Here is a 26,254-nt window from a genome sequence, read left to right on the forward strand (position 1 = left end):
CATGAGGACGCCGATCATCGCCTTGGGCCGCCAGTTCGGCAGCGGCGGCCGGGAAATCGGGAAACATCTGGCGGAGAGACTGAACGTCAGGTGCTATGACCGGGAACTGATCACACTGGCGGCCCAGAAGGCGGAAGTGCGGGAGGAGCTGTTCGCGGACAGGGAAGAAAAGGCTCCGAACCCGTGGCTGTTCACCGGCATCTATGAGGGCGGCCCCCAGGTGCGGAAGGGACAGCCGGCGGAGGACATCCTGTTTGAGATGCAGAGCCGGGTGATTTTGGAACTTGCTCAGATCGGGCCATGTATCATCGTAGGTCGGTGTGCCGATGCGGTCCTCCGCTCGGCCGGCATCCCGGCAGTCAGCCTGTTCATCTGCGCCCCCTTTGAGGACCGGGTCAAACGCCGGATGGAGATCGAGGGCATCGGGCAGAAAGAGGCGGAGGCTGCCGTCCGGAAAATCGACAAGCAGCGGAAGAAATACTACGATACCTATACCGGGCAAAATTGGGGCGCGCCGGAGAACTACGATTTTTGCATCAACAGTTCTGTGATGGGGATCGAGGGAACGGCAGAACAAGTCGTCGCCTGGATCAGAGGCGCCTGGTGACCCAGGCGATTTCATCATTCAATTCCACAGGAGAAGCAGAGGCTGCCGTTTCCGCCGGGAACGGCAGCCTCTGCTGTTATTTCAATTGACTGCCGTCTGAAAAGGCCTTGCCCATCTTTTCACCCAAACTCCAGTATGTCCCATTGGCCGGGTCAAAGGTGAGCGGCTTCAGCTTGGCCGGGTCGATCATCCCCGCCTCGTCCAGGATAGCCTCGTCCGCCACGCTGACGGTAAAGGCCTTCCGCTCCAGGATGTTCTCCACGGTCTTGTGGTTCGAGCTGAGGCACAGGAAGATCTTGTCGCCCCCCGCGATGCCGCCCCAGGCGGCGTTCATGGCGTCCGGCGTTCCATCCTTGCCGTAGCTGGCGATGACCATCACCAGCTGAGGATATAAAAAGGGCTTCGGGCCAAAATTCTTTCTCATAGCAGGATCTCCTCCTGCATCAATCGTGGATCTTATAGTTCTGGAGCAGCATCTCCGCCACGCCGGGGGCCTCCGGGTCGTGGCTCCCCTTACCTGTGTCCAGAGCGTACATCTGATTCATTTCGTCTTCCGTCAGTTCAAAATCAAAAATACGGAGGTTTCCGGCGATACGCTCCGGATTGGTGGACTTGGGCAGTACGATGAGTCCGTCCTGCACTTCAAAGCGGAGGATGATCTGGCCGGCGTTTTTGCCGTATTTCTCCGCCAGCTTGGCAATGACGGGGTGGGAGAGCAGGCTGCTGTCCCCGTGGCCTAGAGGCTGATAGGCCTCGATCTTCACATCATCCTTGGCCAGCAGTTCCCGCAGCTCCCGCTGCTGGAAGAAGGGGTTGCACTCCACCTGGTTCACCGCCGGGAGGGTCTTGAACTGGGGAACGAACTCCTTCCAGATCTTCGGCGTCATGTTGCTCACGCCGATGGACCGGACCTTGCCCGCGGCCTTGGCCTCCTCCAGCGCCTTCCACGCCCCGGCCACATCGCCGTAGGGCTGGTGGAGCAGGTAGAGGTCCACATAGTCCATCCCCAGCTTCTCCAGAGAGGTGTCCAGGCCCTTCTTTGCCGCCTCATAGCCGTAGTCCTGGAGCCACAGCTTGCTGGTGATGAAGATCTCCTCCCGGGGGATGCCGCTGTCCCGGACCGCCCGGCCCACGTCCGCCTCGTTGAAGTAGGCGGCCGCTGTGTCGATGTGCCGGTACCCGGCGTCGAGGGCCGTCCGCACCGCGTCGTAGGTGGGGCCGTCGGCGGGGATCATGAATACCCCAAAGCCAACTGCGGGGATCTTGTTGCCGTCGTTCAGTGTGATGGTCGTCATGTGAAAACACTCCTTTTATGAATTTCTGTTTGCGTCGATGATCTCCTGCAGAGAGATATGGGGATTGCGGTACTGGGGATCAGCGTATCTCCAGCCCCCCGCATGGCCCCGGCCGCGGCAATCGAAACGGCATACAGGGGTTCCGCAAATACTTCGATCCGAAGCACACGGACGCCGAGCTGCTGAACAGCCGCATCCGGCGTTAAAAGGGAAAAGATCAGCGGGGCCAGAAAGAACATGAGAAGGGCCATTCCCGTCATCACCATCACGGCCAGCAGGACCGCCAGCCTTGCATACCTTCGGGCAAGATCCCGCCTGCCGGCGCCGATGCTCTGTCCCACCAGGGTCGTCGCTGCCGTGGCGATGCCATAGCCCGGCATATAACACAGGCTCTCAGCGGTGACTGCCAGAGAATTCGCGGCGATCGATACGGTCCCGAGGGGGGCGACGATGCGGGTCGAGGCGATCTGCGCCCCGCACATCACGCTGTGCTCAAAGGCCATCGGCACCGCGATCCGGGCAGCCCGCGCCATGCAGGTCCGGCGCAGGCGCCAGGACCCGCCGCTGCGGAGCCGCAGCAGCGGAGAGCCGAAGCAGACGGCAGAAACCATCAGACAAGCGGTCACATATTCTGCCAAGGCAGTCCCGAATGCCGCGCCGGCGACACCAAGGCCCATTCCGGGGATCTTGATCCCGAGCAGCGGGATGGAAAGCTGATCAAAAATCAGGAGACCGTTGAAAACAACGTCCAGGCCGCACATCAGTGCATTCAGGATGCTCGGTGTCCGCATATTGCCGCTGCACTGAAGCATGCTCCCGCTCAGCTGCCGCATCTGCACAGCGGGCATCGCGCAGGCGTAGATCAAAAAATAGCGGGAAGCATCCGCCCGGATGGACGGGTCGCCTCCCAGCCAAACCGGGAGCGCGGCGCTGATGAAGACGCCGAGCGCCATGAGCGTCATTCCAAACAGCAGCGCGACCACAAAGGACTGGCGCAGCACATCTCTTGCCTCCGCCTCCCGTTTGGCGCCGATGAGCTGCGCAGTCTGGACGGAGAAGCCGCTGGCGACCGAAATGCAAAGTCCGCTGAGGAGCCAGGTCGAAGTCGATACAAGGCCGATGGAGGCCGAAGCCTGCGCCCCCAAGCTCCCCACCATGGCCGAATCGATGTATTGCATCGCCATGGAGCTGAGCTCCGCCAGGATCGCCGGAACACTGAGGGCGATCACCTTTCCCATCTGCACGCTCCACAAAGTGAGCCGGTGGGGATCCTTTTGCAAGTACGCTTTCTCTGCCATGTACCCTTCCACGCTTTTCTGAACTTCAAATCACTATAAGCGCAGACCTGCGGAAAGCGCAAATGCCTGTTCTACATGGCCAAAGATGCTTTTTTGCTATTTCTGCAGCCGGAAGCCCGTTCCGGCCCGCCGAAACGAACGTCCCGCATCAATTTCCAGGCAGGCCGCCGCAGAGGCACGGGAAGCCGCGCCTCCGGATCCCATCCGCCCAACCCCGCTGCATTGGGAAGGGAGGGGCCGGGGCGGAACGGCGCGGGGAGAGACCGGGGCAGGCCCCTGATCGGCTGCGGCACCGCCCGCCGGAGGCGGGGCGCAAATACCGCGCAGGTCCCCCGCCTCTCGTTCAGCCGCTTACAGAAACGACGCCATCTCCTTCATATAGGCGGGCACGTCCAGGCCCTGGGGACAGTGGGCGGTACACGCGCCGCAGCCGATGCAGGCGGAGGGCCGCTTGTCCTCCGGCAGGGCGCCCAGGCGAGCCAGACGCCAGGAGGACAGGTCCTTTTCTCCCCCGGTCTTGTACTCGTTGAAGGCGGCAAGCAGGAAGGGAATGTCCAGCTGCCGGGGACAGTCGGCACAGCAGTAGCGGCAGCCCGTACAGGGCACCGCATAGAGTCCGTGGAGCACGTCGCTGACCTGCCGCACCAGGGAGATCTCCTCCTCAGACAGAAGCTTGTCGTCTGAGAAGGTCTGAATATTGTCCTTGACCTGCCCCAGCTCCGACATCCCGCTCAAAACCACGGCGATCCCCGGCAGCGTCCGCAGGAACCGGAAGGCCCACGAGGCCGCCGCAGCGCCGGGCTTAGCGGTCAGCAGAAGATCACGGCCCGCCTCGGGCAGATCGGCCAGCATCCCGCCGTGGGCCGGCTCCATCACCATGATGGGGATGCCGTGTTCCCGGAGGATCTCATACTGCTCCCGGGCTGTTCCGTGAAACCAGTCGTAGTAGTTCAGCTGGATCTGCACAAAGTCCCATGGGCCGCGGGCCAGCATCTGCCGCAGGGCATCGGGGGAACCGTGGAAGGAGAAGCCGAAATACCGGATCTTCCCCAGCCGCTTCTGCTCCCGAAAATACTCCGGCGTGCCGTGGTCCAGATAGTCGGAGATCAACTTGTCCGTCACGCCGTGGAGCAGGTAGAAGTCGATGCGGTCCATCTGGAGCCGCTCCAGCTGCCGGGCAAACTGTTTTTCATGATCCGGCTCCGCCTGCACATTGAATTTGTCCGCCACGCAGAAGCTGTCCCGGGGATACCGCTTCAACGCCTTGCCCAGAAGCACCTCGGACTGCCCCATGTGGTAGATGTACGCCGTATCAAAGTAGTTGACCCCGTGGGAGATACAGCAGTCGATCAGCTCCATGGCTTTCGGCTCGTCAATGGGCTTTGCAAACCCCGGCTCTGTCTGAGGAAGCCGCATTGCCCCCATGCCCAGCTGAGACAGCTGGATCCCGTCAAATTCGTGATACTGCATACTTGCTGACCCGTCCTCTCATCGTATTTCCGGCTGTGGAACAGCCCCTTTTCAGCGTCAGTATAAGGGTAAAGTAAGCTTGAGAGTCAATCCTTTTTTCTTGACGGAGGGCTCTTTTTTTCGCTATACTGCACCCAAAGGAGCGATCTGTATGAACTACACCATCAAGCAGGTCTCAGAGATGACCGGCCTGTCCATTCCAACCATCCGGTACTACGATAAAGAGGGGCTTCTGCCGGACCTTCAGCGCAAGGAGTCCGGCTACCGCATTTTTTCAGACCGGGACCTGGAGGCCATCGACCTCATCGGGTGCTTCAAGGAGTCCGGGCTGACGATCCGGGAGATCCGGCACTTCATGTCCCTGGTCAGGCAGAGGGACGTCACCTTGGATGAGCGCCTTGCCATCTACCAGACGCATATCGCGCGGCTGGAGGAGAAGCTGGCCGCTGTGCAAAATGCGCTGGAGCACTCGCGGCGCACCCTGGCGTTTTATGAGATCGCGGCGAAAACCGGATCAGAGGAGACCGCGAAAGATCTCTACCTCGCCCGGTATGGAGAGGAGAACGGATAAGCTCCTGTCCGGCGGCAGTTCCTCTCCGTCATCGCCTGCCGCAGCATGCGGACAGGACCGCGCCGATGTCCTCCGGGATGCAGACGGCCTGTCTTCTCAGCTCCGCGGGAGCAGACGCCTCCTGTTGATTGACGCAGACATAGACCGCCCGCCGGTTCTCCAGCGTCATCCTCCAGAAGGGGTATTTGATGATGACCGGCGTGTTGCCGCCCACGCCCAGCTCCAGGAACAGCACCCGCCCGCCCCTGTGCCGCCGCAGGAAGTCCTCATACCGTCGGGCGGCGGCATGCCAGCCCGCATCCTGGACGAAGGTGCCGTCGCAACGGAGGTTCATGGTCATGGGCCGGCTGCACCTGGGGCAGCGGGGCACCAGCTCTGCGGGGACCCGCATGTCCCGCTGCTCCGCGAACATTTTGCGGACGGTCTCCTCGTTGTCATAGGTCTCCTGATGGCAGGGCCCGGAGCACTGCCACAATCCGTAGTCCCCCTGGGTGTAGAACAGCCGCTGCTTGTCAAAGCCCGCCAGCTGGAACTGGTGGTCCACATTGGTGGTGAGGACAAAGCAGTCCCTGTCCCGCACCAGGGCCAAAAGGTCCTCATACACGGGCTTCGGCGCCTTCGTATATCGGTTCACCATGATCTGCCGGCTCCACCAGGCCCAGTACTCCTCCAGGGTCTCAAAGGGATAGAAACCGCCGGCGTACATGTCCCGGATGCCGTACCTGGCCTGAAAATCGCCGAAATACCGTTCGAACCGCTCCCCGGAGTAGGTGAGACCGGCGGAGGCGGACAGGCCCGCGCCGGCCCCGACCACCACCGCGTCCGCCGCGTCCAGCGCATCACACAGCCGCCCGGTCAGGTCCGAGGAGGCCGCGGTAGATGTCCCTGTCCAGATCCTTGAAAACATTGAAGATCACCCTTTCGATGGAAGCCGCCTGCCGGTCCAGGAACTCCCGGACCGTTTTCACGGCGATCTCAGCTGCCTCCTGATTGGGAAAATGGAATTCCCCCGTGGAAATGCAGCAGAAGGCCACGGACCGGAGGCCGTGCTCCGCCGCCAGCTCCAGGCAGGCGCGGTAGCAGGAGGCCAGCTCCCGCCTGTCCTTCCAGGTCACCCATCTGCCCACGACGGGTCCCACGGTGTGGAGCACGTACCGGGCCGGCAGGTTATAGCCTCCTGTCAGCTTGGCCCGGCCGGCGGGCTCGGGATGCCCCTGGGCCCGCATGATCTCTGCGCACGCGTCCCGGAGCTGCAGGCCCGCCGCCGAATGGATGGCATTGTCGATGCAGCCGTGGCAGGGGACGAAACACCCCAGCAGGGCGGCGTTGTCCGCATCCACGACGGCGTCCGCCCGCAGGCGGGTGATATCCCCCTGCCAGAGGACCAGACGGGCATCCCCTGCCGTTGGCGGCAGCGCGTCTCCGTCCACCACGCCCTTCTCCTCCGTTTCAGCGGAGAGAAGGGCGTCCTGCACCTCCAGAAATGCACGGTCCAGCGGCATGGGCGGCCGGACGTTCATCAGGGAGCGGAGCAGCCGCCGCCGACTTGTGTCGTCAGGCGGAAACTGTCCGGCCTGCTCCCGGTACTCCGGCATCTCCGCCAGCAGGGCATCGATCAAAAACGCCAGCTGATCCCTTCGGTCCATGGGCATCCCCTCCAACTCAGTGTCTGCGGCAGGGCGGCCGCGGGTCTTTCCCCTGTGCTCCCCATTGTACGACAGGACCGCGTCCCCGTAAAGTACGCACCTTTTTGTGACATGGTCACCTGGCGGTAACGATCAGGCGGTCCCCGCCTCACGGCCGGTGCGGCGGCCGCTTTTCAGAGCCGCGATGCCGGTGAAAAAACGATCAAACGCTCCCCGCCCCCTGCCGAAGAGACATCCCCAGCAAAGGACGGAGAGCGTTTGCCTGCGGCCGCGCGGCCCGGGGCCTCTGTCCGCTTCCGCAGTCCGCGGCGCAGATCGTCCGGCCGCCGTTTTCATCCAGCATCCGATCCGGATGCCTGCATCGCGAAATGCGGGAAGCGCAATGCAGCCGTATGCCGCCGGATCCCTATTCCGCACGTCTCAGATCCCGCAGGAAGGCCGCAGCCGTCGGGGAGAACGCCTGGTCCTTCTTCCACACCAGAACGCTGCCCGTCTCCAGTGCCGGCGACAGGGGGATGAACCGCAGGTCGTCCGACAGGTTCCCGAGCAGAAAGCCCAGAGCGATCCCCACCCCGTTCCGGATCATGTTGGCGGCATTGAGGATCAGGTTGTAGGTTGCGGCGACCTCCGCCTTTTCAAAATCATCTCCGAACCAGCCGGCCAGCTCCTGCTGCACCCGCTCCCGCTGGGGCAGCAGCAGCGGCACGCCCAGCAGGTCCTGCGGGGTGACACGCTCCCTGGCGGCCAGCGGGTGCTCCCGTTCCACCCAGACGCCCCACTGGTCCCGCTTGGGCAGGCGGATGAATTCATATCGGCCGATATCCGCCGGCTCTGTGAGGATCCCCAGGTCCAGCAGGCCCTTTTCCAGCCGCTCCTGGATCTCATCCGCGGTGGCGCTGTAGATGTGGAACCGCACCAGCGGGTGCTCTCTGCGGAAGCCGGCCATTCTCCGGGACAGGGCGGTCATGCCGTTGGACTCTCCGGTGCCGATGGAGATGGCTCCGGCCAGCTCTCCCTCCTGCCGCTGAAACTCCTGCTCCGTCTTCTCCGCCAGCTCCACGATCTCCTGGGCCCGGCGGCGCAGGAGCATCCCGTCCTCCGTGAGCGACACGCGGTATTTCCCCCGGCGAAAGAGCTTCACGCCCAGCTCCTCCTCCAGCTGCATCAGCTGGCGGGACAGGGTGGGCTGCGTCACGTGGAGCAGGGCCGCCGCCTTCGTGATGTTCTCCTCCCGTGCCGCCACAAGAAAGTATTTCAGGACCCGCAGTTCCATGCTGCCGCCTCCTTTCGCCACCAGTATATCACACGTTTCCGCCCGGCGCCATCAAAAAATACGATCCAGCTATGTCTCACGGCCAAAAGCAGGTATTTGCTATCTTTCAAATGCAGGAGGAGCGCGCCTGGCTGGCGGAGCCCTGTACGCGCTCCCCCCTGGCGGGCATTATGGCCCGGGACCCGGCCGCCGCAGCCAGCCCCGCCCGCGCACGATCCGCCGGCCGCAGACGCTCTGCACAAAAAACCGCGCCCGCATAAAGGGGCGCGGCCCAGCGGGAGCCTCTGGCCCCCGCCGTCACAGCATCTGTTTTTCCTTCAGCTCCTGCAGCCAGGCACTCACGTGGGTCAGCAGGTCCTCATAAAATCTGCTGTCTGAAAAGGCATCATACTCCTCCAGCTTCAGAAATGCGGCGTTCCGGGTATGGCGGCCGTCGATCTCCTCAAGGTGGTTCAAGACGCCGTATTCCTCCCCATAAAATCCGATGAACTGCCAGAACACCGGAAAACGGGAGGTCTTGACCAGGATCTCCTCGATCTCCCAGTCGGACTGCAGGCGGCCGTCCGTCAGGAACAGCACCAGCACCGGCCTGTGCTGGCCGCCGTAGATCATCATGACGTCCCGCATGGCTTCAGGCTCGTTGTTGTACTGGTAGTTGAGCATGCTCATCCACCGCTCGTAGCCGCCGGACTGGGCGAAGGTATAGTCCCGGATGTTGTCCAGCGTCACCGGGTCCAGCTGGCGGCTCTTGGCGGCAAAGGCCCAGCAGTCCATGTCGCCCCGGTCCGTCAGGGCGGAGGACAGGGCAAAGAGCTTGTCAAAGATCTGCTGCACGTGCCCGGACCGGTAAAAGTCGAACATGGACCCGGAGGCATCCGCGCACAGGACCGCAGAGAGCTCCCGCTCCGCCGCCTGGGGGAACCGGGCCAGGGCGCCGAAGGCGGATTTGTACAGCGGCGCCAGAAACTCCAGATCCCCCTGGCTGCGGCGGGCCAGATCCTCCATCCGGGCGCACACCCGGGGCGGCAGCGCCCGGAGGATCTCCCCCACAGATGGGGCCGCGCCGCCGGCATGGCCCTGCCGGGGCGGGGCGGGGGCCGGTCTGGATGGCGGCGGCGGAGGCGCCGGGTCTGCCACCACGCCGCCGAAGCTCTCCACCAGCGCCCGGAGACCGCCGTTGAAGCCCCTCCCCACGGCGCTGAACTTCCAGTCTCCGTTTTTGCGGTAGAGCTCTCCGGCCACGATGGCCCGCTCCCCCTGAAACTCTCCTCCCGTGTAGGCGTATCGGACCGCCTCCTCCCCTCTGGCCAGCAGGCGGATGCTGCCGCGGGTCAGCTCCCGCAGGGTCCGGGAGCCGTCGACGGCGGCAGTGAAGGAGAGCCGCTGGATCTGATCCGGCAGGGCTGCCAGGTCGATCTGGAACCGGGCGGTCCCGGCAGAGGGCCCCTCCGCCAGGACCATCGCCCCGTCCGGCGTGCGCCGCTGGTTGTAGAACAGGAAGTACCGCTCGTCAGAGAGACGGCCGGCGCCGTCCAGTCCAAAGCAGGATACGTCCACGGTCAGCGGTCCCTCGTGCCGCAGCTCCACCTCCAGGGTCCAGGAGCGGCAGACCGTCTGCACGGATATCTTCTGTCCCCGCTGCAATTCCATCATGTCTTCGGCTCCTCTCCCGTATTTACTTGCGGCCCGCCACCCAGCGGAACCCAAAGTGATAGTGGGCGTCCACGGCCCGGTGGCTGTTGAAGAACAGATCCTCCCGCCGGACCTCCAGGCCGCCGTCCCGGCCGGTGAGGCTGGCCAGGACGCAGAATCGCTCGTTGCTGTTGGGATTGTCGATGTGGACCTCGATATCCGGCTCCCCCTGCTGGCTCAGCACCACCCGCGCGTTGGTGGCGCGCCAGTTGGGCACGCCCTCGTAGATAAAGGCAAATACGATGGCGAAGTCGATGAGCTCCGGCCGGAAGAAATCCATGTTCTCTCCATTGACGCTGGCGCCGGAGCGGTCGTCCTTGTCCAGCCTGATGTAGGGCGGCTGATCGGAGGCGCCGAAGCTGCTGCCCAGCGCCTGGATGACGCCCTGCCGCCCGTCCTTCAGCCGGTACATGCAGGCCAGGTCCAGGTCGATGCCCCGGCTGAACAGGCCCTGCCGCTGGTCCCAGTTCAGATTCACATGGATCCGCTGACGGTTTTTCTTCAGGTCGATCTTATGGCTCTCACCGCTCTTCTTCAGGCTGATCTTGGTGAGATTCACCCTGGGCTCTGCGGGTGCGGGGGCCGGGGCCGGCGCAGGGGACGGAGCCGGCGTATCCGGCCTGGCCTCCTCCCCGCCGAAGTGGGCCAGCAGGGCGGAGAGCCCGCCGTTGAAGCCGCTGTCCACCACGGAGAGGCGCCAGATCCCGTCCTTGCGGTACACCTCGCAGAGGATCAGCGCCTTCTCCTGCCGGTATCCGGCGCCGGAGAAGGCGTAGGACGCCTGCCCCAGGCCGCCCTCCAGCAGCAGCGTGCCCCGGGCCAGTGCCTGCATGGTGCCGTCCTCCACGGCGATGGTCACCACCAGCCGCTGCAGGAAGTCCGGCAGCCGCCCCAGGTCGATGGAAAAGGCCGTGGTCCTGCCGGACTGCTCCATGGAGACGGCCCCCTCCGGCGAGCGGGTCTGGTTGTAGAAGACGAAATAGCGGTCATCGGACAGCTTGCCCGCGCCGTCCACGCCGAAGCAGGTCACATCCGCCTCTCCCGCCGGCAGAGACACTGCCACGGAAAGCCGCAGCCGGCCATCCTCCGTCAGGTCCGTCAGTTTGCACTTCTGTCCTTTTTGCAGTTCCATTCCAAAGCTCCTCTCCCCGCCCGCAGGCGCAGTGATACAAGATCCGCGCCGGTCCCTCAGCCCGGGCCGGCCTGGGCCAGCACCGTCCGCAGGACGAAGTCCGGGAACCGGACGTTCTCTTGGCAGACCAGGGTCCGCTCCGCCGGAAGGGCCGGCAGCAGGGTCCCGTCCGGGATCATCGCCAGGTCCGCCCGGCGCAGCATGGGCACGTCGATGACGCTGTCCCCGGCACACAGGATCCGCTCCGGCCGGTACCGCCCGGCGGCCCGCCGCAGCGCCGTCCCCTTGTCGATCCCCGGCGGGAACCAGTAGACCTTCCTGCCGGAGACCTCCATCTGAAAGGGAGCGTCCTGCGCCCAGGCGGCGGCGCACCGCTCCGCCGCCGCGGCGTCCGAACAGGCCGCATAGACATACATGCTCTCCACGATGCGGGCGGAGGTGACGTCCTCCCGGGCGGAGATCCGCTCCAGCAGGTCCCGCAGGGCCCCCTGATGCGCCCGCACCAGCTCCCAGGACTGGTCGTACCAGTCCCGGTCGATCTCTCCATCCCGCAGCAGCACGGCGCCGTTGGCAGTGAGCGCCTCCCGGGGGAGGGCACCCGCCGGCCACCGGATGCGCTGGTATTGCGCGATGGACCGGGTGGTGATGGGCAGCAGGCGGACCTGCCGGGCCGCCTGGGGCAGCAGGTCCACGGTCTCCGGGGTGAAAAAGCCCTGCTCCGCACCGTTCCAAAGCTCCGCGCACCGGTCGCCGGGCTGCCGGTGCCGGTGGGAGAACAGCAGCGTATTGTCCAGATCGGTGGCAAATAAAATCCGCTTCATCATCTCACGTGTCCGCCAGGTCCCGGATCAGGCCGCAGGCCCGGTAGTTCTCCAGGGGGTACTCCGCCAGCTCCACGCCCTTCTCCCGTGCCAGCTGGTAGATGTGGCCCAGGTGTTCCTCGTCCCGGAGGCTGTGGACCAGGATCTTCCAGGGCACCCGCCGCAGCAGGACCCGGGTGGCCTCCCCGATACTGGGCTTGATGAGGTTGATGTCCCGGATGCCGAAGTCCGCCCCGATCCGCCGGACCTCCTCCAGCCCGGTCTGCCCGCTGCGGCGGGACGGCGGCGCAGGCTCCGCCCCGGCGGGAAAATGGGCCTGGATGGTATCGATGAACTGGTAGGTCAGGTCCTGGTCCATCAGCTCCCGGTAAAAGACAGCGCCGTGGAAGTCCTCCGGTCCGATGATGTCACTGCGGAGGAACGTCCGGCTCAGCAGGCCGGATACCGTGGAATTCAGACAGGAGCTGGCGATGAGGAAATCGTCATGGGTGCCGCAGACGGCCGCCACATTGGCCGGATCCGACAGCACCGCCAGCCCCGGATCCACTCCGGGATAGTCCGCCATGGCGGCGTCCAGCTGCCGCTGGATGGCGCCCTTGCCGGTCCAGCCGTCCACGAACTGGAGATCGCCGGGGGCGTGGCGGGCCAGCAGGTAGGCCATGGCGTTGCGGTCGATGCCCCGGCCCCGGATGATGGAGATGGTGTAGTGGGGGACATCGGCGCCGTACCGGCCCCGGAGATAGCGCCGCATCAGGATGCCGATGGGGGTCCCCGCCCGGGCCAGGGAGACCAGGGCGCACCGCTCCCCCTTCTCCGCCCAGATCTGCTCCGCCGCCCGGGCCACGGCCTCCGCCGTAAGGCCGGCATACCGCCGCAGGGCGTCGAAATAGGCGTCCAGATAGGCCTGGGACGGCTCGTATTCCAGCGGCAGCATCTCTGAGTAGTGGACGCCGCTCTGGATCCGGGCCTCCCGCTCCCGGGTGCCCAGGGGCGTCACCAGGCCGGTGATGTCTTTCAGCAGGATGGTCACATCCTGGCTCTGATAGGTACTGAACATGCTGATCCTCTCAAATCCCACACAGAAATACACGGCGGCACCCCATCCGCCCCAGGGCTGCCGCCAGCTGGGGGAGGGCGGCGCTGTCCGCCGCCTTTGGGGCATCCGTCACGATCAGGGCGGCGTCACAGGCCTCCAGATCATAGAGATAGGTCTTTCGGTCTCCGCCGTAGAAGCTGGGCAGCCGCACTCCGTTCCGGATGGGGTAGCCCGGATCCCGGCAGACGCCGATGGGGCTGCGGGTGGCGGCGTGGCAGCGCACCCTGGCGGACAGGCCCATCCGCTCCGCCGCGGCGCCCACCGCCAGGGCGGGGCACATGCACTCCTCCGTCCCCAGCACCAGCAGGGAGCCCTGCCGGGGCAGCTCCTCCCGCAGTGCGGACAGCAGCTCGTCCGCCGCGGCGCCGCAGCAGGCCCGGTACGCCCCCATGGTCACGCCCCTGCGGGGGTCCGGCAGCGGCGCCGCCGTCCGCAGCGTACGGATCTCCGGCAGCGGCCCCGGCGCCGGGGGCTGGGCTTCCTCCACAGAGATGGACGACACCATCCCCTCGTAGTCCTGTTCCTCCAGCCGCACCAGGCACTCGCAGGCGATGCCGGCCTCCGCCAGCTGCCGCAGGTTCTCCGGCGAGACCCGGCTCAGCAGGGACGCCGCCGCCAGCTGCCGCTCCGCCAGCCGGGGATACCGCGCCCGCAGCTGGCGGACCATGTTGATGAGGGTCCGGCCGGTGGAGAACTCGTCATCCACGAATACCACGGCGGGGCTCCGGTCGATCCACTCCTCCAGATGCTCCGCAGAGAGCTGATGCTCCACAGCGTGGCTGTGTTCCTCCTGGAACAGGATCCAGTCGCCGCCCAGCGGCTCCCGGGTGGTGTGGAGATAGACGCAGTCCTCCCCCAGCTGTGCCGCCACAGCGGCGCCGACGGCGGTGGCTGTCTCGGCGAAGCCGATGACCAGCCGGGCCTCCGGATACCGGGCGGCCACCTGACCGCCCAGGGCGGACATCATCTCCAGCGCCGCCGTGGGGCTGACGGGGATGTGCTTGGCCTGCAGGGGGTTCACCAGCAGGTAGCTGCGTTTGGGATTGTTGTATCGCTTGGCGATCCGCAGGGTGTCTGCGGCGGTGTATGGGCGCATCCTGTGCTCTTCCCTTCGTGATAAGATCCGGGGCCGCGCAAGGCGGGATACCAGCTTTGATTATACCACAGCTCCCGCCGCAAGAAAACCACTTTTCCGCCTCTCCGGCATTTCAAATTGCGCCGGCGGGCGAACTGTGATAAGATGGAAAAAACGCCCGGCGCCGCCGGACAGAGAGGAGCATGCGATGAAAAAGCTGCAATACAACTCTCCTGTGATCCTGACCTTCTTCCTGCTGTCCCTGGGGGTGCTGGTGCTGGACTGGATCACCGGCGGCTGGACCACGCTCCACGCCTTCTGCGTCTACCGCTCCTCCATGGCAGACCCGCTGTTCTACGTGCGGCTGTTCGGCCACGTGCTGGGCCACGCCGGCTTTGACCATTTCCTGGGCAACATGCTGCTGCTCCTGGTGATCGGACCGCCGCTGGAGGAGAAATACGGCAGCCGGACGCTGCTGATCGGCATCCTGCTGACGGCAGGGGTCTCCGGCGTCCTGCAGTGCATCTTTTTCCCCGGCTCCGCCCTGCTGGGGGCCAGCGGCATCGTGTTCATGCTGATCATGCTGGCCTCCCTGGCCGGGATGAAGGACGGCCGCATCCCCCTGACCCTGATCCTGGCGGCGGTGCTGTACCTGGGGCAGGAGGTGTACGCCATGGTGGCCCTGCGGGACAATGTGGCCAACTTCATGCACCTGGTGGGCGGCGTCACCGGCACGGTGTTCGGCATCGCTCTGGCGAAAAAGCGGTGACCTGCCGCAGAAAAAGAGCGGGCATCCTACGGATGCCCGCTCCAGCTTGTCGAAAAGAATTTTTCGACAAGCTGCTCACGTTTTTCAGAACTTCAAAAAGTCCTGAAAAACGGTTGATTGGAATGGCGCAGGACACCCCTCCCGGGTTTCCCGCGCACACCCTTCCTTCCCGGTTTCCTGAGTTCCCGGGTCTGTCGGCAGTCTGGAGCGGGCATCCCACGGATGCCCGCTCTTTCTGCAGGGTTTATTTCCGCCCCACGACCACCTTGCGGAGGATGTCCACAGGGATCATGGTAAACGCCAGCAGGATGGCGACTCCCCATCCGGCGGGCGGGAAGGGCACGCAGCTGAACATGTTGCTGATCCAGGCAAACACCGGCACCGGGACCAGGGCCGCGTTGACGATGAACGCCTGCACCAGGACGATGATGACGAACACCTGCATGAAGCCCGGGTTCAGCTTCAGGTCCTTGAAGATGTCGAAGCTGTCGCTGCGGACATTGAAGGCGTTGAACAGGGCACTCCAGATGAACAGCACGAAATAGGCGGAGAGCTTCTGCTCCGTGCTGGCGAAGAAGGTGTCGAAGAACGGCGCCTTCAGGAAGATGAAGCTCAGCGCCGTCAGCCACAGGCCCATGGTGACGATCTGTGCCATCATGGACTTGCTGACGATGCTCTCGTCCCGGCGGCGGGGCGGCTCGGACATGTACCGCTCCTGTGCGGGCTCGTTGCCCAGCATGATGGCGCCCAGGCCGTCCATCACCAGGTTCACGAACAGCAGGTGGGTGACCTTCAGGGGCTCCTCCACGCCGAAGAAGGGGGCGATGGCGCTGACCACCACGGCGGCCACGTTGATCACCAGCTGGAACTTGCAGAACTTCAGGATGTTGTGGTAGATGGTCCGGCCGTACCAGATGGCGTCCTTGATGGAGCGGAAGTTGTCGTCCAGGATGACGATCTTGCCGGCCTCCTTGGCGGCCTCGGTGCCGCTGCCCATGGCGAAGCCCACGTCCGCCCGCTTCAGGGCCGGGGAGTCGTTGACGCCGTCGCCGGTCATGCCCACCACCAGGTTCAGCTCCTGGCACAGGCGCACCATCCGGGACTTGTCCGTGGGCAGGGCCCGGGCGATGACCCGGATGCGGGGGATGATCTTCTTCACCTCGTCGTCAGACAGCTCGTTGAGCTGGGCGGAGGTCAGGGCCACATCGTCCCGGGCCCGCAGCAGCCCCGCCTCCCGGGCGATGGCCACGGCGGTCTCCAGCCGGTCGCCGGTGATCATGACCACCTGGATGCCGGCCTTCTGCACCTCGGCGATGGCCTCCTGGGCCTCGGGCCGCACATCGTCCCGGATGCCCACCAGGCCGATGAGCACCGTGTCGGCATTGATGGCGTTCTCCGTCATCTCGCTGGGGGAGTAGCCGAAGGCCAGCACCCGCATGGACTTGCCCGCCAGCTCGTCGATCTTGGCGTTGACGGACTCCAGGTCCAGGGGATGCTCGTCCCCGTCCAGGCTGAGGTACGTCTTTGCCGCGGCCAGGAACTTCTCCGGCGCGCCCTTGTAGAAGGTGCGCCCCGCCTCGGCGATGTAGGCCTGGCTGAACTTGTTGGCGGAGTTGAAACTCTGGGACCTGGTGACGGCGTAGGAGGACACCTCGTCCAGCTTGCGGAAGGTCTCCTGTCCCAAAAAGCGCATCAGCGCCTGGTCCGTGGCGTTTCCGCCCACCACGCGGCCCTCGCCGTCGTACATGGACTGGGTGTTCTTGCCGATGGCCAGGTCGATCAGTCCCTTCAGCTTGCCGCTCTGGGACAGCTGATCCAGGGGAATGGTCACGCCGTCGGCGGTGAAGAACTCCACCACCTCCAGGTGGCCCTTGGTGATGGTGCCCGTCTTGTCGCTGAACAGGATGTTCAGGGAGCCGGCGGTCTCGATGCCCTCCGCCTTGCGGACCAGCACGTTGTGGTCCAGCATCTTGCTGGTGTTCTGCATCAGCACCAGGGAGATCATCAGGGGCAGGCCCTCCGGCACGGCGCAGACGATGATGACCACCGCCAGGGACACGGCCTCCACGATATCCTGGATGATCACCGGCGCCCCGGAGGAGAAGTACGCCTCAAAGCCGCCGGCGGAGAGGATGAAGTAGCCGAAGTACATGATGGCGATGACCACGGCGCCGATGTAGCCGAAGCGGGAGATCATGTCCGCCAGCTTCCCCAGCTTCACCTTCAGGGGGGAGTCCGGCTCATCCTCCTGCATCTCCTCAGCCATCTTGCCCATCATGGTGGAAAGGCCCACCTTGCGCACGTCCAGCACGCCCTCGCCGTCAAACAGCACGGCGCCCCGGAACAGGGAGTGGGCGTCCACAAACGTGTCGCCGGTGATGTCCTCCGGCAGGGCGAAGGACGCGTCCGCCGCCGTCTTGGGGCACTCCTCCGCCTCGCCGTTGAGGGCGGAGTTGTCCACCTTCAGGGAGCCGTGGATCAGCACGCCGTCCGCCGGGATCTTGTCGCCGGACTGGAGCAGGATCTTGTCCCCCACCACCACGTCGTCCACGTCGATGACGGTGACCAGGCCGTTGCGGTAGACCTTGCACTGGTCCTTTTTGGTGCTGTCCTTCAGCTGGCGGTACTTCGTATCGCTGGCCACGCCGGTCTTGGCGGTCACGAACGCCACGATCAGCACCGCCACGATGGTGCCGATGGGCTCGTAGATCTCCGCGTAGCCTGCGACGCACATGATCAGCATCAGCGCCGCGATGGCCAGCAGGATGCGGATCATGGGGTCCTTGAAGGTCTCCTTGAACTCCGCCCAGAAGGTGGTGGGCTCAGAGTCCGGGATCACGTTGGAGCCGTATTGTTTCCGGGATTCTTCAACTTGTTTGTCAGTCAGTCCATTAAAATGCATGATGTTACACCCATTCGCTGCGGGAAGGGGGGCCTGCCCGAAGCAGGCCCCTTCCGCGGTTCAGATTTCAAATGTCCTTCTTCTGGAGCCGGCGCTCACATGTAGCGCCGGGCCAGCTCCACCAGGCCGGGGTCCGTGGTGGCCTGGCCGATGGCGTTGAACTTCCACTCGCCGTTGTTGCGGTAGACCTCGCCGAAGATCATGGCGGTCATGTTGTCGTAATTCTCGGAGAGGTTGTACCGGCACAGCTCCTGGTTGTTGCGGGCATCCACGATGCGGATGAACGCATTCTGGATCATGCCGAAGTGCTGGCGGCGCTGCACGGCCTGATAGATGTTCACCACCAGGACGATGCGGTCATACTCCGCCGGGACCCGGGACAGATCCACCACGATCTGCTCGTCGTCGCCCTCGCCGGCGCCGGTCAGGTTGTCGCCCATGTGCTGGACGGTGCCGGTGTAGTGCTTCAGATTGCCGAAGTAGACGATGTCCTTCTTGTCCATCAGCTTGCCGCTGCGCAGCACGAAGGCGGAGGCATCGCAGTCGATGGCGGGGCCGGAGGACCCGAACAGGCCGCCGAACAGGCCGCCCCTGGACTTGGCCGCCTCATCCCAGCCCAGACCGATGATCACTTTGGAAAGGCCCTCGTTGCCCTTGGTCAGGCTGATCTTCTGGCCCTTTTGCAGACTCACAGACATAGGAAAATTCCTCCTTCAAAATATCCGGCCGCGCCGCGGGCGCGGCCGGAGCGATCTGTTGTTCCCGATGGGGCGCGCTTACTCCACGTCCACGCCGTAGTTGGCGCACAGGGCCGCCAGGCCGCCCTGATAGCCGCTGCCGATGGCGTTGAACTTCCACTCGCCGTTGTTCTTGTACAGCTCGCCGAACACGGCCGCCGTCTCGATGGAGAAGTCCTCTCCCAGGTCATAGCGGAGCATCTCCTGGCCGTTGGTCTCGTCAAAGATGCGGATGAAGGCGTTGTTGACCATGCCGAAGTTCTGCCGGCGGCTCTCCGCCTCATAGATCGTCACCGTAAAGGCGATGCGCTGGATGTTGGCAGGCACCTTCGTCAGGTCGATGCGGATCTGCTCGTCATCCCCGGCGCCCTCGCCGGTCAGGTTGTCGCCCAGGTGCTCCACCGCGCCGGAGCTGTGCTTCAGATTGCCGTAGAACACGAAGTCGCCGGAGGAGGTGACCTTGCCGCTCTCCCCCAGCAGGAAGGCGGCGGCGTCCAGGTCGAAGTCCCCGCCGGTGTCGAAGCTGTTCACGTCCCAGCCCAGGCCCACGACCACCTTGGTGAGGCCGGGATTGCCCTTGGTCAGGCTGACTTTCTGTCCTTTTTGTAAACTGATGGGCATAATATTCCTCCTTGTAATCACTCGGCATCGATGCCGTAGTGGCCGCACAGGGCCGCCAGGCCGCCCTGGAAGCCGCTGCCGATGGCATTGAATTTCCACTCGCCGTTGTGGCGGTACAGCTCACCCACCACGATGGCGGTCTCGATGGAGAAGTCCTCCGCCAGGTCGTAGCGGATCAGCTCCTGGCCGGTGGCCTGGTCCACGATGCGGATGAAGGCGTTGGACACCTGGCCGAAGTTCTGGCGGCGGTTTTCCGCGTCGTAGATGGTGCAGGTGAAGGCGATCCGCTCGATGTTGGCGGGCACCTTGGAAAGATCCACCATGATCTGCTCGTCGTCGCCGTCGCCCTCGCCGGTCAGGTTGTCGCCCATGTGCTCCACGGCGCCGGTGCTGTGCTTGAGGTTGCCGTAGAAGATGAAGTCCCGCTCCGTGGGGCACTTGCCGTTGGCGCCCACCAGGAAGGCCGCCGCGTCCAGGTCAAAGGCGGAGCCGGAGTCAAAGGCATTCACGTCCCAGCCCAGGCCCACCATGATCTTGGTCAGGCCGGGATTCCCCTTGGTCAGATCGACTTTTTGTCCCTTGGAAAGATTGATCGGCATCTTGTGTTCCTCCGTTCCCAATATTTTAATGATTCACGGACCCCTTGTCCGGCATGTGATACATCTGGTCGAACTGGGCCTTGATGGCCTCCAGCCGCTTCTGATCCTCCACCCGCTGCTTGCGGGCAGTCTCCTGGATCTGCTTCGTCTCGTCGATGCCGCTGACGATGGTGCGCCAGGTCTGCTCCAGCGTCTCCACCTTGATGGAGCTGCCGGAGGCCAGCCGGGCGGTCATCTTGGCCTGCTCCGCCGTGTTCTGGGCGTTGCGGATCAGCATCTCGTTGGTCTTGGCGTCCAGGGCGCTCATGGCCTCCGCCTGGAGCCGCTGGCGCTTGAGCATGATGGCCTGGGTCAGCGCCTGCTTGAACACCGGCAGGGTGATGATGAAGGCGGAGTTGATCTTCCGCACCAGATTCATGTTGCTGAACTGCATGGTCTTGATCATGGGGATGGACTGCATGGCCACGTTCTCTGCCGTCCGCAGGTCCTGGGTCCGCTGCTCCAGCATCATCAGGGCCTGGTTCAGGGTGGTCAGCTCGAACTGGATGGAGTTGTCGCCGGTGGCCTCCATGTCCGCCTGGCGCTGGGCGATGTAGGCCTCCAGCTCCCGGCAGCCCTGCTCGCCGGCCAGGATGTAGCGCACCAGCTCGTGGTAGTAGTTCACGTTGGCCTGGAACATCTCCTCCAGCTTCCGGTTGGACTGCTTGATGTCCGCCTCGTACTGCTTCAGCTGGACGTAGATCTTGTCCACCTCTTCACCCATGGTGTGGTACTTGGCCAGGATCTTGTCCAGCTGCTTGCGCAGGTTGCCGAACAGCTTGCCGAAGAGGCCGGGGTTCTCCTTGATCTCCTCGATGTCGAACTTGTCCATGATCTTGGCCAGGGTGTTCAGCATCACGCTGGAGTCATCCAGCTGGGACAGGTTCATGCTGTTGAGCACCACGTCGGAGCACTTGGAGATCTCATCCGCCGCACCGGCACCGAAGGAGACGATGGACTCCAGGTTGTACACCTCGATCTGGCTGGCCAGGGCGTCCACCTCCGGCGAGTTGACCAGCGTCTGGGTCATCATCTGCCGGTCGGCGGAGATGTCGTACTGCTGATAGTTCTCCTCTTCCTGGGGGGCGGCGGGCGCCTGCCCCTGGAAAGGCTGAGGCTGGGATGGGGTCGGTCTGCTGAGATTCAGGCCCATAACTCATGAACTCCTTCCAAATAGTTTTCTGATGGAGTGCAGTCCGCTTTCCTGCACAGTGTTGAAGTCAGGGATCCGCAGATCGTAGAGGTAGTCCCCGATCTGCGTCTCGCCGGCGAAGGGGCGGGCGAAGTGCTGCTCGATGCACTGGTAGCCGGTGGGGACGAAGAACAGTACGTCGAATCCCACCAGGCTCAAAAACGCGGTGAGGATGCTGTCCTCCAGGGAGATCATCTTCTCCGTGGTGTTGATATAGATGAGCTTGGGGTTCTTTTTGGTGAAGTCGAACTTCTGGATCTTCCGCAGCAGGTCCTTGGGGAGATTCAGGGCCGTGGCGATCACCGTGTACTCCGTGCCGTTTTCAAAGGTCCCCCGGATCAGCTTCTGATCCAGCAGCAGCTGCAGCTTATCCAGCAGGTGCTCCTGCACCTCCGCCCGCAGGATCCCGTAGAGATAGGCGCTGTGGGCCTTGATCTTGCTGCGCAGCAGCTTGCCGTTTTTCAGAAACTGGGTGGCATACGGCTTGACGGGATTGGGGTCCGTGCCCTGGACCCAGGGGACGGAGCGGACCACCTCCGTGTCCGGCGTGATGAGCTTTTTGATGTCCAGCCAGTACTGGGAGGCGTTGCCGTCCTTCACGCCGCAGATCTTCTGGCAGATCACCGGCAGGGTGACCGTGTCCCCGGCGGCGGAGAAGCTGGGGCGGTATTTCAGCTCCTGGTCCCACAGGATGGGGATCTCCTCATACATGGTCTGCAGCAGGACCGTGGAGGCCTTGGCGTACTGCTGATTGCGGTAGAGTCCCGTGTCCTGGTACATCAGCCGGTCCAGGTCCCGCTCCGCCTGATAGGCGGCGGTGGTGACCCGGGCCTGGTTCTGGTCCACCGGGAAGCGGTCCATCGCCACGGACTGGGGGCTGTGGATCTCCAGCAGATCCGGAGCGCGGAGGACGCTGCCCTCGTTCAGGTTGGGGAGCAGCACCAGCACATCCACCGGCAGCCGGGCCAGCAGCCGCAGGAACAGCGCCCCGATGTCGGAGGCGCATCGGCCGAACTGGAGAAAGACCGCCACCTCCGGCGCTTTCCAGTCCGGGAACAGCTCCTTTTGATACCGGCTGAGCCAGCAGAGCAGCGAGACTGCCCGGCTGGTGAGCTTGGCGACGCTGCCGCCGCAGGAGGTCTCCTCCTCCAGCACCAGGTCGATGAAAGCCTTGGTCATCAGGCGCTGAAGCTCGATATTGGCGGGGTAACGGATGTTGGCGGAAAGGCCGGCGGCCAGCTGCTCCGCAGAGGTGTAATTCCCCCGCTTCACTGCGGCGATCTCCTCCGGCGTCGGCGGCGGAGGGTCGCCGTTGACCACGCAGATCCGGCGCCCGCCGCCCTTCAGCGCCTGGTAGAGCGCAAACAGGTCGTTGGTGTAGGTGAGGCTGTCCTCCACGCCGTACTGGCAGAGGAAGAGGTTGTAGAAAAAGCGGGCGTCGCTCCCCCGGGCCTGGACGGCGGTCTGGACCGCGTTCAGCTCCGGTCTCTGCACCCAGGCGTTGGTGCAGGGAGAGAGGGACGGCAGCGTGCCGTAGAGCCGCTGGCGCTCCACCTCCCGCTGCAGGTCCTCCTGCAGCCGCTTCACGCCGAAGCCCGCCGGGAAGGGGCCCAGGCCGGGGGCCTGGTACAGCCGGGACAGCGCGGACTGGGGGTCCACGGTGAGATACGCCTGGTCCCCGCCGGTCTCCAGCAATACGACGTCCGCCCCCGCCCGGGAGAGGACCGTCAGCAGCTGGAGCTCGTAGTGGCTCACATCCCCGGCGTAGAGGATCTTGGGCAGCGTCTCGCCCCCCAGCACGTTGACGATCCGCTCGAACTTGTAGTAGAGCCAGCACATGTACTTGATGTAGGCGTTGCGGAGCATGTTGTCGTTCTTCCCCTGGCGCCGCATGTCGTCCAAAGTGGCGTACATGGCCGTCACCACGGCAGTCCGCTGCCCGTCCGTCATCCGGGGCAGCCACTTCTGCAGCCGCTGGGAGAAAAAGCCCGCATCCATCCGGAAGTCGGCCCCCATCATCTCGTTGAAGTAGGCCAGGTTGCCGGGGTCCGGGTTGGGGATGCGCCCGTCGATGATGACGCCGGAGCGGCGGGCCGCCTCGTAATAGCGGCGCAGGAACTCCGCCACATCTCCGCTGTAGGCGGCGATCCGGAGGAAATAGGCCCGGGCGCCGCCCCGCTGGGAGAGGGGCCGGAAGCAGTCATTCAGTTGTGTCAGTTCCGCCAGTTGAAACATCGCAGCCATGCCACTTTCTGAATTGAATGGATTTGACTCCTATTATAATGGCTCCCACAGATTTTTTCAACATATGCATGGAGCATAGCGGGAAATTCCACAAAAATTTAACATGCTCCGCAGGGGGAAATCTATTTTCTTCTCTCCCGGTCAGTGCTATAATAGGACCCGTCAGCGGCCGTTGATCCCGGCCGTGTTGCCATATCAAGAACAAAAGAGGCTGAACATGAGAAACACTCTGACCGGGTACGACGTGGGGGCCCTGCTCTACTGCCCCGCCAATGCCCATACATCCATCGCGGACTCCCTTGTGGGGCAGCGGTTCCCCACGCCCTTCTCCCTGGCGTTCTGTCTGGAGGACACCGTGTCCGCGGACAGCGTGGCGGAGGCGGAGCGGATCCTGCAGAACACGCTGGAGCGGATCTCCGCCGCCTCCCGGCAGCACACCTTCTTCCTGCCGCCCATCTTTGTCCGGGTCCGGAGCCCGCAGCAGCTGCTGCGCCTGGCGGAGACCTATGCCCCCTACGCCGGCATCCTGGCGGGCTTCATCCTGCCCAAGTTCTTCCTGGACAACTGCGGGCCCTATGTGGCGGCGATCCGGTCCATCTCGCAGACAGCTTCCTACGTCTACATGCCGATCTTCGAGTCCGCCGCCATGATCCCGCCCGCCGCCCGGCAGACGGCGCTGGCTGAGATCCGGGAGCAGCTGGATACCGTCTCAGGCTCCATCCTGAACGTCCGGGTGGGCGGGAACGACCTCTCCCACGCCTTCGGCCTGCGGCGGCCGGTGGACCGGACCATCTACGACCTGCGGCCGGTGGCGGACATCCTCATCGACATCGTCACCACCTTCGGCGACCGGTACGTGGTGTCCGGCCCGGTGTGGGAGTACTACTCCGGCGAGGGCTGGGACACCGGCCTGCGCCGGGAGCTGGAGATGGATCTTTTGAACGGGTTCATCGGAAAGACCGTCATCCACCCCAACCAGATCCCCGTGGTGAACGAGATGCTCCGGGTCTCCGTCCGGGACTATGCCGACGCCCGGGCCGTGCTGAACTGGGACGCCGGCAGCGGCCGCCTGGTGGCTGCCAGCGCCGGCGCGGACCGGATGAACGAGTACAACACCCACTTCAACTGGGCCCGGAAGATCGTCCTGCGGGCGGAGCGGTACGGCACCCGCCCCTGACCGCATGCAAGGCGCCGCCGCGGGAAATCCCGCGGCGGCGCCGTCTGCGCTGCAGGTCCTGCCCGGCAGCGGACAAAGAGAAGGACACGCCGTCGGCGTGTCCTTCTTTTAAAACACACACAAATGGAAACGTCTGCTGTTTCCGGGAGCCGGATCAGCCCTTCACCGAGCCTGCGGTCAGGCTGGCGTTGACCTGCTCCTGGAAGATGGCGAACACGATGATGCTGGGCAGCACCGCGATGGTGATGGCCGCGAACATGGCCGTGTAGTTGAAGCTGAACTGGCTGGTGAAGTAGCTCAGGGACAGCGGCAGGGTCCGGTTGTCCGTGGAGCTGGTCAGCAGCAGGGCGAAGGTGAATTCGTTCCAGCTCTCCAGGAAGGTCAGCACGGCCGCGCTGGCCAGGCCGCCCTTGGCGCAGGGCATCATCACCTGGATGAAGGTGCGGAAGAAGCCGGCGCCGTCGATATAGGCGGCCTCCTCCAGCTCCGTGGGGATGGAGGCAAACGCAGAGCGCAGCACCATCAGGGAGATGGGCATGTTCAGCGCCGTGTACACCAGGATCAGGGCGAACTTGGTGTCATAGAGCCCCAGCTTCGTGATGATGTTGTACACCGGGCTCATCAGCGCCGTGGTGGGGATCACCATGGACAGGGAGAGGATGGCATAGATCGTGTTCTTGAAGCGGAACCGCTTCTTGGCGAACACATACCCCGCCATGGCCAGGCAGAACACGTTCAGGATCGTGGTGATGGTGGCGATGATCAGGCTGTTTGCAAAGAACTTCAGGATCGGAGCGATCTCCAGCGCTTGCACATACCCGTCAAAGCTGAAGTGGGACGGCAGGGACAGGCCGTTGGAAAAGATCTCGCTGTTGGTCTTGAAGGAGGACAGAACGACCCAGATGATGGGGAACAGGGCCACGCACACGCACAGGGCCATGAACAGATAGGAAAATCCGCGGGCGACCTTCTGAGTGGGCGTTCTCTTATAATGCGTCAACATTCCAGATCCCTCCTCAGTCTTCCTTATTCATGCCGAAGATCTTGCGGATCAGCGTCATGGTGACGAAGCCCAGCAGAATGATCACGACGCCGATGGTATTGGCATAGCCGTAGTTGTTAGCCTTCACGGTGGTGTACAGATACAGCGGCAGGTTGGTGGTGTCGGTGCCGGGGCCGCCGCCGGTGGTGATGTACAGCATGGAGAACAGCTGCAGCATGTAGGTGGCCGCCATGATGACCGTGGTGCCGATCATCTTCTTGACCACCGGGAACATCACCAGGCGGTCGATCTGGAAGCTGGTGGCGCCGTCGATCTCCGCCGCCTCGATGAGGCTCTCATCGGTGCTCAGCAGCTGGGCCAGGACCAGGGTGGTGGTGTATCCTGCGAACAGGAACCAGGTCAGGGTGACAGAGGGAAACGCCGTCGCCGTCTCAAACAGCCAGTTGTGCTGCAAACTCTCCAGTCCGATCAGCTTCAGGAACGAGTTCACCGCGCCGTACTGGGCGTTGTACAGGTTCAGGAAGATCATGGCGATGGCAGACTGGGAGATAATATTCGGGATCATGTAAGTCACACGAACGAATTTCCAGCCCCTGGGCTTCTTGTACAGGATAAAGGCCAGCAGCGTGCCCAGGGTCACGTGGAAGATGCAGTGGATAAAAAGCCATTTGACTGTGTTGCCGAAGATGGGCCAGAAGCGGTTGTCCTCGGTGAACAGCTGAATGAAATTGGAAAAGCCGACAAAGGTGAAGGTGCGGGGCAGCAGGCGGTAGTCGAACAGCGACGTGACGAACACCATCACCAGCGGGATCGCGAAGATCAGGATGAAGAGGATGCACGCCGGCGCCAGGAACAGGGCGATCCACCCGCCATTTTTTTGTTTCATCAGAATCCATCTCCTTGTCCAAGGATAGGGAAGATCGGGCTGCCGCTAGGGCAGCCCGATCCTTTGTGCGCAGATTGCAGTCACGGGCTTCCAGGGTGTTGCCTATGCC

Annotated in this window: 24 protein-coding genes; 4 read left to right on the forward strand and 20 right to left on the reverse strand. The window is 63.9% G+C overall.

Translation table 11 applies throughout. From position 1 onward, the window contains the following. The first annotated feature begins 1 nt into the window (after window position 1). Window positions 2-607 (forward strand): cytidylate kinase-like family protein, encoded by a 606-nt coding sequence (locus H9X91_RS03130; protein ID WP_204802399.1) that lies wholly within the window; start codon window positions 2-4, stop codon window positions 605-607. Between the two features lie 76 nt (window positions 608-683). Here H9X91_RS03130 and H9X91_RS03135 read toward each other — a convergent pair whose 3' ends face one another. From H9X91_RS03135 to H9X91_RS03150, 4 genes are all read right to left on the reverse strand, one after another. Beyond that, window positions 684-1,031 (reverse strand): pyridoxamine 5'-phosphate oxidase family protein, encoded by a 348-nt coding sequence (locus tag H9X91_RS03135; RefSeq protein WP_204802401.1) that lies wholly within the window; start codon window positions 1,029-1,031, stop codon window positions 684-686. Between the two features lie 19 nt (window positions 1,032-1,050). Then, on the reverse strand, window positions 1,051-1,902 hold the full coding sequence (locus H9X91_RS03140; RefSeq protein WP_204802403.1) for an aldo/keto reductase: 852 nt from the start codon (window positions 1,900-1,902) through the stop codon (window positions 1,051-1,053). Then, a complete protein-coding gene (locus tag H9X91_RS03145; protein ID WP_204802405.1) occupies window positions 1,899-3,200 on the reverse strand; it encodes an MATE family efflux transporter in 1,302 nt (433 codons plus the stop codon). The genes H9X91_RS03140 and H9X91_RS03145 overlap by 4 nt, the downstream gene beginning before the upstream one ends. 351 nt (window positions 3,201-3,551) lie before the next feature. Then, window positions 3,552-4,670: an aldo/keto reductase gene (locus tag H9X91_RS03150; RefSeq protein WP_204802407.1), complete on the reverse strand. Its 1,119-nt coding sequence runs from the start codon at window positions 4,668-4,670 to the stop codon at window positions 3,552-3,554. A 151-nt stretch (window positions 4,671-4,821) separates the two neighbouring features. Here H9X91_RS03150 and H9X91_RS03155 point away from each other — a divergent pair, with 151 nt between their 5' ends. Continuing rightward, entirely contained in the window at window positions 4,822-5,241 is a 420-nt protein-coding gene (locus H9X91_RS03155) for a MerR family transcriptional regulator (protein ID WP_204802409.1), read from the forward strand. A gap of 28 nt (window positions 5,242-5,269) precedes the next feature. Here H9X91_RS03155 and H9X91_RS03160 read toward each other — a convergent pair whose 3' ends face one another. The 8 genes from H9X91_RS03160 to H9X91_RS03195 form a co-directional block, all read right to left on the reverse strand. After that, window positions 5,270-6,148: an SIR2 family NAD-dependent protein deacylase gene (locus tag H9X91_RS03160; RefSeq protein ID WP_204802411.1), complete on the reverse strand. Its 879-nt coding sequence runs from the start codon at window positions 6,146-6,148 to the stop codon at window positions 5,270-5,272. Next, entirely contained in the window at window positions 6,081-6,887 is an 807-nt protein-coding gene (locus H9X91_RS03165; RefSeq protein ID WP_204802413.1) for a protein-ADP-ribose hydrolase, read from the reverse strand. Before H9X91_RS03165 ends, H9X91_RS03160 begins: the two co-directional genes overlap by 68 nt. A 406-nt stretch (window positions 6,888-7,293) precedes the next feature. Further along, window positions 7,294-8,160, reverse strand: coding sequence for a LysR family transcriptional regulator (locus tag H9X91_RS03170; RefSeq protein ID WP_204802415.1), 867 nt, complete (start codon window positions 8,158-8,160; stop codon window positions 7,294-7,296). Between the two features lie 297 nt (window positions 8,161-8,457). Beyond that, a complete protein-coding gene (locus tag H9X91_RS03175) occupies window positions 8,458-9,813 on the reverse strand; it encodes a VWA domain-containing protein (RefSeq protein ID WP_204802417.1) in 1,356 nt (451 codons plus the stop codon). A gap of 22 nt (window positions 9,814-9,835) precedes the next feature. Beyond that, window positions 9,836-10,984 carry a TerD family protein gene (locus tag H9X91_RS03180; RefSeq protein ID WP_204802419.1) on the reverse strand — a complete coding sequence of 383 codons (1,149 nt, stop codon included), beginning with the start codon at window positions 10,982-10,984 and terminating at the stop codon, window positions 9,836-9,838. A 56-nt stretch (window positions 10,985-11,040) separates the two neighbouring features. After that, window positions 11,041-11,808, reverse strand: coding sequence for an HAD family hydrolase (locus tag H9X91_RS03185; protein WP_204802421.1), 768 nt, complete (start codon window positions 11,806-11,808; stop codon window positions 11,041-11,043). 1 nt (window position 11,809) lies between these two features. Then, complete coding sequence (locus tag H9X91_RS03190; RefSeq protein WP_204802423.1) at window positions 11,810-12,862, reverse strand: cysteine protease StiP family protein; 1,053 nt, start codon at window positions 12,860-12,862, stop codon at window positions 11,810-11,812. Between the two features lie 10 nt (window positions 12,863-12,872). Then, a complete protein-coding gene (locus H9X91_RS03195) occupies window positions 12,873-13,997 on the reverse strand; it encodes a phosphoribosyltransferase domain-containing protein (protein WP_204802425.1) in 1,125 nt (374 codons plus the stop codon). Between the two features lie 187 nt (window positions 13,998-14,184). Here H9X91_RS03195 and H9X91_RS03200 point away from each other — a divergent pair, with 187 nt between their 5' ends. Then, window positions 14,185-14,745: a rhomboid family intramembrane serine protease gene (locus H9X91_RS03200; protein WP_204802427.1), complete on the forward strand. Its 561-nt coding sequence runs from the start codon at window positions 14,185-14,187 to the stop codon at window positions 14,743-14,745. A 244-nt stretch (window positions 14,746-14,989) separates the two neighbouring features. On the opposite strand, the gene H9X91_RS03205 is transcribed toward H9X91_RS03200, so the two are convergent. The 6 genes from H9X91_RS03205 to H9X91_RS03230 form a co-directional block, all read right to left on the reverse strand. Further along, window positions 14,990-17,647 carry a calcium-translocating P-type ATPase, PMCA-type gene (locus H9X91_RS03205; RefSeq protein WP_204802429.1) on the reverse strand — a complete coding sequence of 886 codons (2,658 nt, stop codon included), beginning with the start codon at window positions 17,645-17,647 and terminating at the stop codon, window positions 14,990-14,992. A gap of 95 nt (window positions 17,648-17,742) precedes the next feature. Continuing rightward, entirely contained in the window at window positions 17,743-18,345 is a 603-nt protein-coding gene (locus H9X91_RS03210) for a TerD family protein (RefSeq protein ID WP_204802431.1), read from the reverse strand. Between the two features lie 78 nt (window positions 18,346-18,423). Further along, window positions 18,424-19,005 carry a TerD family protein gene (locus H9X91_RS03215; protein WP_204802433.1) on the reverse strand — a complete coding sequence of 194 codons (582 nt, stop codon included), beginning with the start codon at window positions 19,003-19,005 and terminating at the stop codon, window positions 18,424-18,426. 17 nt (window positions 19,006-19,022) lie between these two features. Then, window positions 19,023-19,604 carry a TerD family protein gene (locus H9X91_RS03220; protein ID WP_204802435.1) on the reverse strand — a complete coding sequence of 194 codons (582 nt, stop codon included), beginning with the start codon at window positions 19,602-19,604 and terminating at the stop codon, window positions 19,023-19,025. A 25-nt stretch (window positions 19,605-19,629) separates the two neighbouring features. Further along, window positions 19,630-20,796, reverse strand: coding sequence for a toxic anion resistance protein (locus tag H9X91_RS03225; RefSeq protein ID WP_204802437.1), 1,167 nt, complete (start codon window positions 20,794-20,796; stop codon window positions 19,630-19,632). 3 nt (window positions 20,797-20,799) lie between these two features. Further along, window positions 20,800-23,079, reverse strand: coding sequence for a YceG family protein (locus H9X91_RS03230; protein WP_243414404.1), 2,280 nt, complete (start codon window positions 23,077-23,079; stop codon window positions 20,800-20,802). 217 nt (window positions 23,080-23,296) lie between these two features. On the opposite strand from H9X91_RS03230, the gene H9X91_RS03235 reads away from it, so the two are divergent. Next, the gene (locus H9X91_RS03235; protein ID WP_204802439.1) at window positions 23,297-24,256 is read left to right on the forward strand and encodes an HpcH/HpaI aldolase/citrate lyase family protein; all 960 of its coding nucleotides are present in this window, start codon (window positions 23,297-23,299) and stop codon (window positions 24,254-24,256) included. 154 nt (window positions 24,257-24,410) lie between these two features. On the opposite strand, the gene H9X91_RS03240 is transcribed toward H9X91_RS03235, so the two are convergent. Both H9X91_RS03240 and H9X91_RS03245 read right to left on the reverse strand, forming a co-directional pair. Further along, on the reverse strand, window positions 24,411-25,259 hold the full coding sequence (locus tag H9X91_RS03240; protein ID WP_204802441.1) for a carbohydrate ABC transporter permease: 849 nt from the start codon (window positions 25,257-25,259) through the stop codon (window positions 24,411-24,413). A gap of 13 nt (window positions 25,260-25,272) precedes the next feature. Then, the gene (locus H9X91_RS03245) at window positions 25,273-26,145 is read right to left on the reverse strand and encodes a carbohydrate ABC transporter permease (protein WP_204802443.1); all 873 of its coding nucleotides are present in this window, start codon (window positions 26,143-26,145) and stop codon (window positions 25,273-25,275) included. Window positions 26,146-26,254 lie beyond the last annotated feature (109 nt).

Origin of the sequence: Oscillibacter valericigenes (assembly GCF_016902445.1) — a bacterium.
Lineage (GTDB): Bacteria > Bacillota > Clostridia > Oscillospirales > Oscillospiraceae > Oscillibacter > Oscillibacter avistercoris.